The organism is Paenisporosarcina sp. P5_A11, from assembly GCF_056400705.1.
Map to the genome: position 1 here is coordinate 1 of NZ_JBFUKT010000184.1, position 6435 is coordinate 6435.

7 protein-coding genes are annotated in these 6435 nt (G+C 35.7%); 3 read left to right on the forward strand and 4 right to left on the reverse strand.

The window, feature by feature from the left end:
• The 3 genes from AC1DOS_RS17030 to AC1DOS_RS17040 all read right to left on the reverse strand — a co-directional run.
• Positions 1-526 (reverse strand): alpha-ketoacid dehydrogenase subunit beta (locus AC1DOS_RS17030; RefSeq protein WP_477538460.1); only part of this gene is annotated, 526 nt, incomplete at its 3' end.
• Positions 527-529: 3 nt separating this feature from the next.
• Positions 530-1651, reverse strand: coding sequence for a pyruvate dehydrogenase (acetyl-transferring) E1 component subunit alpha (gene pdhA / locus AC1DOS_RS17035; RefSeq protein ID WP_108584436.1), 1122 nt, complete (start codon positions 1649-1651; stop codon positions 530-532).
• Between the two features lie 257 nt (positions 1652-1908).
• Entirely contained in the window at positions 1909-2553 is a 645-nt protein-coding gene (locus AC1DOS_RS17040; RefSeq protein ID WP_477538461.1) for a YkyA family protein, read from the reverse strand.
• A gap of 138 nt (positions 2554-2691) precedes the next feature.
• On the opposite strand from AC1DOS_RS17040, the gene def reads away from it, so the two are divergent.
• Positions 2692-3246 carry a peptide deformylase gene (gene def, locus AC1DOS_RS17045; RefSeq protein ID WP_477538462.1) on the forward strand — a complete coding sequence of 185 codons (555 nt, stop codon included), beginning with the start codon at positions 2692-2694 and terminating at the stop codon, positions 3244-3246.
• Positions 3247-3310: 64 nt separating this feature from the next.
• On the opposite strand, the gene AC1DOS_RS17050 is transcribed toward def, so the two are convergent.
• Positions 3311-4081, reverse strand: a complete 771-nt coding sequence (locus tag AC1DOS_RS17050; protein WP_477538463.1) for a Cof-type HAD-IIB family hydrolase — start codon at positions 4079-4081, stop codon at positions 3311-3313.
• A 277-nt stretch (positions 4082-4358) separates the two neighbouring features.
• Between AC1DOS_RS17050 and AC1DOS_RS17055 the strand changes: the two genes are divergently transcribed.
• Positions 4359-4568, forward strand: a complete 210-nt coding sequence (locus AC1DOS_RS17055; protein ID WP_108584429.1) for a DNA-dependent RNA polymerase subunit epsilon — start codon at positions 4359-4361, stop codon at positions 4566-4568.
• A 5-nt stretch (positions 4569-4573) separates the two neighbouring features.
• Positions 4574-6241, forward strand: coding sequence for a ribonuclease J1 (rnjA, locus tag AC1DOS_RS17060; RefSeq protein ID WP_477538464.1), 1668 nt, complete (start codon positions 4574-4576; stop codon positions 6239-6241).
• The last annotated feature ends 194 nt before the right edge of the window (positions 6242-6435 follow it).

Here is a 6435-nt window from a genome sequence, read left to right on the forward strand (position 1 = left end):
ATTTCATATGCTCCAAGAAGATAACTGGGTCATTATCACGAATTGAAGAAATTAATAACCCTTTTGCATCATATGGAGAAGATGGAATTACAACTTTCAATCCTGGTTGAGCTGCCATTAATCCTTCTAAACTGTCTGCATGCATTTCTGGTGTATGAACGCCGCCACCAAAAGGAGAACGAATGGTAACTGGTGCACTGTATTTACCACCACTACGGAAACGCATACGCGCTAATTGACCACTGATCGAATCCATTACTTCATATACGAAACCAAAGAATTGTATTTCAGGAACTGGACGGAAACCTTCTAAAGATAAACCTACTGCTAAACCACCGATACCTGATTCTGCAAGTGGTGTATCGAACACACGATCTTCCCCAAATTCTTTTTGTAAACCTTCAGTTGCACGGAAAACTCCACCGTTATTTCCAACGTCTTCACCGAAGACGAGGACGTTTTCATCATTCTTAAGCTCTGTACGGAGTGCATCCGTAATTGCTTGAATCATCGTCATTTGTGCCATCGGTTACTTCGACTCCTTCTCTTTGTAAAGTTCATATTGTTCTTTTAAGTTATATGGCATTTCAGTATTTGGATCGTACATAATTTCCATTAAATCTGTCACTTTTTGTTTCGGAGCAGCATCTGCTATTTTAATCGCAGCTTTAATTTCTTCTTTAGCTTTTTCAATTACTTCATTTTCTTTTTCTTCATTCCAAAGTCCTTTTGCTTCTAAATAAGCACGGAAACGCACCAATGGATCTTTCTTTTCCCACTCAGAATCAGTATCTGATGTACGGTAGCGAGTTGGATCGTCCCCAGCCATTGTGTGTGGTCCATAGCGGTAACATAATGTTTCAATTAATGTTGGTCCTTCACCATTTACAGCGCGCTCACGTGCATCACGCGTCGCCACGTAAACTGCTAACGGATCCATCCCATCAACTAATATACTTGGTATACCAGCAGCAATACCTTTTTGTGCAATAGTCTTTGCAGCTGTTTGCAATTCACGTGGAGTCGAGATTGCATATTGGTTATTTTGAACGATGAAGATTGCAGGAGAACGGAACGCACCCGCGAAGTTAATACCTTCATAGAAATCGCCTTGAGAAGAACCACCGTCGCCTGTATATGTGATGGCAACTGATTTTTTTCCGCGTTTTTGCATGCCAAGTGCTACTCCAGCTGCTTGAATGAATTGAGCACCAATAATAATTTGTGGTGGTAATACTTTCACATCTTCAGGAATCTGATTACCCATGAAGTGACCACGTGAGAATAAAAATGCTTGTGATAATGGTAGACCGTGCCAAATCAATTGTGGTACATCGCGGTATCCTGGAAGAATAAAATCTTCTTTTTCAAGTGCGAAGTGAGAAGCCAATTGAGAAGCTTCTTGACCAGCAGTAGGTGCATAGAACCCTAAACGACCTTGTCTGTTTAAAGAAATTGAACGTTGGTCAAGAATTCGTGTATACACCATACGACTCATTAACTCTGTTAATTCATCATCTGATAATTTGGGATCTGCTTCTTTGTTAACGATTTCGCCTTCTTCGTTTAAAATCTGAAGCATTTCAAATTTTTCTTCGATCGCTTGTAGTACTTCTACTGGACCTACTTGCTTAGCATTTTTTGCTGCCATGTTAACACCTCTCCTTATATATCTGTATTAAAAATTCATGAAAATTCAAGTGATACAATGTTCATTCTTTCCTAGTATACTCAACTTTAAATTTTGGGTCAATCAATGGTAACTCTAGTTATATAACAACTTGTTATTTTTTATGTATTCAAACAATAGTATTCTGTACTAGTACAAAAAAATCTCTGTATTATAAAATATAAGAACATTACAACCGCCTCTATCACACAAAAAAACGACCTCACATGGAGATCGTTTTACTTCTCTTCATCTAAAGAATCATACACAGACGATTTCGTTGCGTTAACTTTTTTTGTAGCTTCGTTAAACGCATTAATTGCGGATTGCACAACATCATTTTGTTTATTGACGTTTAATACTTGTTCTTGAAGTTGAGCTTGCTCCGTTTTCTCATCTGCTAACATATCATAAAGCTCGATTTGTAAGTCCGTTAATTTTTGATACTCACTACTTACCACTTCATGAGCTTCATAGCGAGTTTCAAGTAAAGACTTTAAATTGTTTAAGGCAGTTTTCACTTCTTCATCTTTAGTGTCATCCACTATTGCTTCAAATGATGATAACGACTCTTGTGCATTTTTTATTGACTCATTTTCTTCTTTAAGTAATGTTAATCTCTCGGATAACGAAGCTTTTAATTCTTCTACTTTAAAAGTCACTTCGGCTTTTTGTTCTTGTGTCAATTTCATGGTTGCATTAAAAGTGCTTTGTTCTTTTTTTTCTAATTCAGCTAACTTTTCTTGTGCGTCACGGTACCCTTGTTCCTCTTCATACACTTTTGCTAATGTTTCTGATAACATTTCATCATTAGGCGCTCCTATAGAGCATGCAGAAAGTAAAAGAGAAGTGGAAAGAAGTGTCCCAATTACAATTTTTTTCATTTGAAAACCTCCTAAATCATTTACTACTATAGACCTTAAAGGAAGAAATTTCAACATTCTAAAGTTCCTCTTTTTGTTGCACGAACGTCAACCTTCGTTATACTAATTAGAGAATCAAAGTTGGAAAGGAAGACCAAAATGTTTGAACTGAAAGATATTATTCGCGAAGGACATCCAACTTTGCGACAAAAAGCTGTAGAAGTAGATTTTCCATTATCTATTGAAAATGCAAAATTAGCACAAGACTTACTTGAATATGTTAAAAATAGTCAAGATCCCGAAATGATCGAACGCTACGATTTGCGTCCTGGAATTGGGATTGCTGCACCTCAAGTAAATGTTTCAAAGCGAATGTTTGCACTCCATTTAACAGATGATGAAGCCAAATTAAGTTTAGTTGCAATAAATCCCAAAGTAATTAGTCACTCAGTTGAAAAAACCTACATCTCTGTAGGTGAAGGTTGTTTATCTGTTGATCGAGTTATCGAAGGATATGTTCCTAGATATGCGCGAATCACAGTAAAAGGCTTTTATCCAGATGGAAGTGAATTTAAACTTCGCTTAAAAGGATTAGCTGCTATCGCTTTTCAACATGAAATTGATCATTTAAACGGTATCATGTTCTATGATCATATCGATAAAAAAAATCCATTCGCAGAAATTCCAGATGCAGTACCATATGAAAGAAACTAAAAAAAAGGTTCCCAATTGAATGACTGGGAACCTTTTTTTAATATCATCTATTTTAGAAAACCTTTTAAATAAGATTTAAATACCTTAATGCGTTTACTAAACCATCTTCATCAACATGACTTGTAACGTAATCAGCTCTCTTAAGGGCTTCTTCATGACCATTCCCCATTGAAACTCCGAAACCTACAGTTTCCAACATTTCGATGTCGTTTAATCCGTCACCGAACGCAATCGTATCCTTTAAGTCAATGTTGTATTTTTCACATACAAAATGAATGCCGTTTGCTTTTGAAGTACCCTTAGGCAATATATCCACTGACACACGATGCCATCTAACAAATTTTAACTGTGAGAAAGTTTTATGATACGAATTCTCTTCTTCTATAGAACAAAAAACCAATGCTTGAAAAATTGGTTGATTAAGATAAAAATCTTCTTCGTATTGTGGATGTGGTAATTTTAGTGTCTCAATACTTTCTTCAATATGAGGGTGATGTTCAATAGAAGAAATCATTTTTTCAGCATTCATATATACCAAAGGATGATTATTTCGTTCGGCAAATTCTGAAACTAATTGAAGCTGCTCTTTATCAATTTCATTATTATAAATAACTTCATTTTTATAAACTACATATTGACCATTAAAACAAATATACGAATCTATTTCTAATTCTTTCAAAACCTCTTGAATCATAAATGGGGCACGTCCTGTAGCAATAAAAACTTCATGTCCATTTCTTTTTGCTTCGAAAATGGCTTCTTTCGCTTTAGCCGGTAATTGTTTATTGGAATCATAGAGTGTGCCATCTATATCAAAAAATAAAAATTTCTTCATAATATTCACCCTTTCTCTCTAGTAAGAATTGTACTAAAGACAAGTAGTCTTTACAAAAAGCGAAATATTCTGTATAATATAAATGAGGAGTGATTTGCCATGTTAAAACGTCTAAAAAGGAAAATTTTAAGACGACTAGGCGGCATACTCGGGAAAAAAACAATTGCATAATTTTTTGCCCTACTATTTATAGTAGGGCTTTTCTTTATTTTAAAAGAAGCACGTGATAATATAGAGAGAGTGAAATTATTTTGAACGTGAAAAAGGAGACCAAAATATGATTTACAAAGTATATTACCAAGAGAACGTGCTTGAAGTGCCAGTTCGCGAAAACACAAAAAGCCTTTATATTGAAGCGTCATCTGAACGTGAAGTTCGTTACGCACTAAAGGATCGCAAATATAATATTGAATTTGTTCAGCTTCTTGAAGGTAATCATTTATCTTATGAGCAAGCTAGCGAAAACTTTAAAGTGGAGAAAAAATAAAACTTATGAAATTTGTTAAGAATGATCAGACAGCGGTATTCGCTCTCGGCGGACTGGGCGAAATCGGTAAAAACACATATGGAGTTCAATTCCAAGATGAAATTATTTTAATTGATGCAGGTATTAAATTCCCTGAAGATGACTTACTCGGGATTGATTACGTTATTCCTGATTACTCGTATCTTGTGAAAAATGCGGACAAGATTAAAGGTCTATTTATTACACATGGTCACGAAGATCATATCGGTGGTATTCCTTACTTGCTTAAACAATTAAACGTACCAATTTACGGGGGAAAACTAGCTCTTGGACTACTAAGAAATAAACTTGAAGAACATGGTTTATTACGTACGACAAAAATGCACGTAATTACTGAAGATGAAGTTATTAAATTCCGTAAAACATCGGTTAGCTTCTATAGAACAACTCATAGTATTCCAGATGCATTTGGTGTAGTCGTTAAAACACCACCCGGAAATATTGTTCATACAGGTGATTTCAAATTTGATTTCACTCCTGTTGGTGAACCAGCTAACATAACAAAAATGGCTGAAATTGGTCGCGATGGCGTGTTATGTCTATTATCTGATAGTACAAATGCAGAAGTTCCTGAATTCACGATGTCTGAACGAAAAGTTGGAGAAAGTTTATCGGAGATTTTCCGTAAAGTGGATGGTCGTATTATTTTCGCAACCTTCTCTTCTAATATTTATCGATTACAACAAGTTGTGGAAGCAGCTATTCATCACGGCCGTAAAATTGCTGTCTTTGGTAGAAGCATGGACAATGCCATTACAATTGGACGTGAATTAGGTTATATCAATGCACCTAAAGAGACTTTTGTTGACACACAAACATTAAATCTTCTTCCGGCAAATGAAGTAATGATTTTATGTACGGGTAGTCAAGGTGAACCAATGGCTGCACTTTCTCGTTTAGCTAATGGTACACATCGTCAAATTCAAATCCAACCAGCGGATACGGTTATTTTCTCTTCTTCGCCGATTCCTGGAAATCGTAGTAGTATAAACCGTACAATCAATTTATTATTCCGTGCCGGAGCAGATGTTATTCATGGTTCATTGAATAATGTTCATACTTCCGGTCATGGTTCTCAACAAGAGCAAAAATTGATGTTACGCTTAATGAAACCAAAATTCTTTATGCCGATTCATGGTGAATATCGTATGTTGAAAATACATACAGAATTAGCTGTGGATTGTGATGTTGAACCAGAAAACACATTCATTATGGATAATGGTGATGTTTTAGCTCTTAGCCAAAATGAAGCAGCAGTAGCTGGTCGTATCCCTTCTGGAGATGTTTACATTGATGGCAGCGGAATCGGTGATGTTGGTAATATCGTCTTACGTGATCGTCGAATTCTATCTGAAGAAGGTTTAGTCATTGTTGTTGTGACAACAGACCAAGAACGTCAAAAGATAGTTTCTGGACCTGACATCATTTCTCGCGGATTCGTTTACATGCGTGAATCAGGAGCTATGATTAATGAAGCTCAGCACATGTTAAATCGTCATCTCCAAAAAACGATTCAATCAAAAGCAACTCCATGGTCAGAATTAAAAAATGAAATTACTGATGTATTAGGACCTTATCTATACGAAAAAACAAAACGTCGTCCAATGATTTTACCAATCATCATGGAAGTATAATAAATAGCAAAAGCTGTGCAGATATCACATTTTGTGATACTCTGCACAGCTTTTTTGTCTAATGGCAAAGTCCAGCTTGCACTACCGCTGACCCCAAGTTTTAAAAAATTAAGTTCGCTACTCTTATATAGATTAATATTCAAAATCAGGTGAAACTATTTAAACAAGGTCGACACTAGAATGGTCTTAGTACA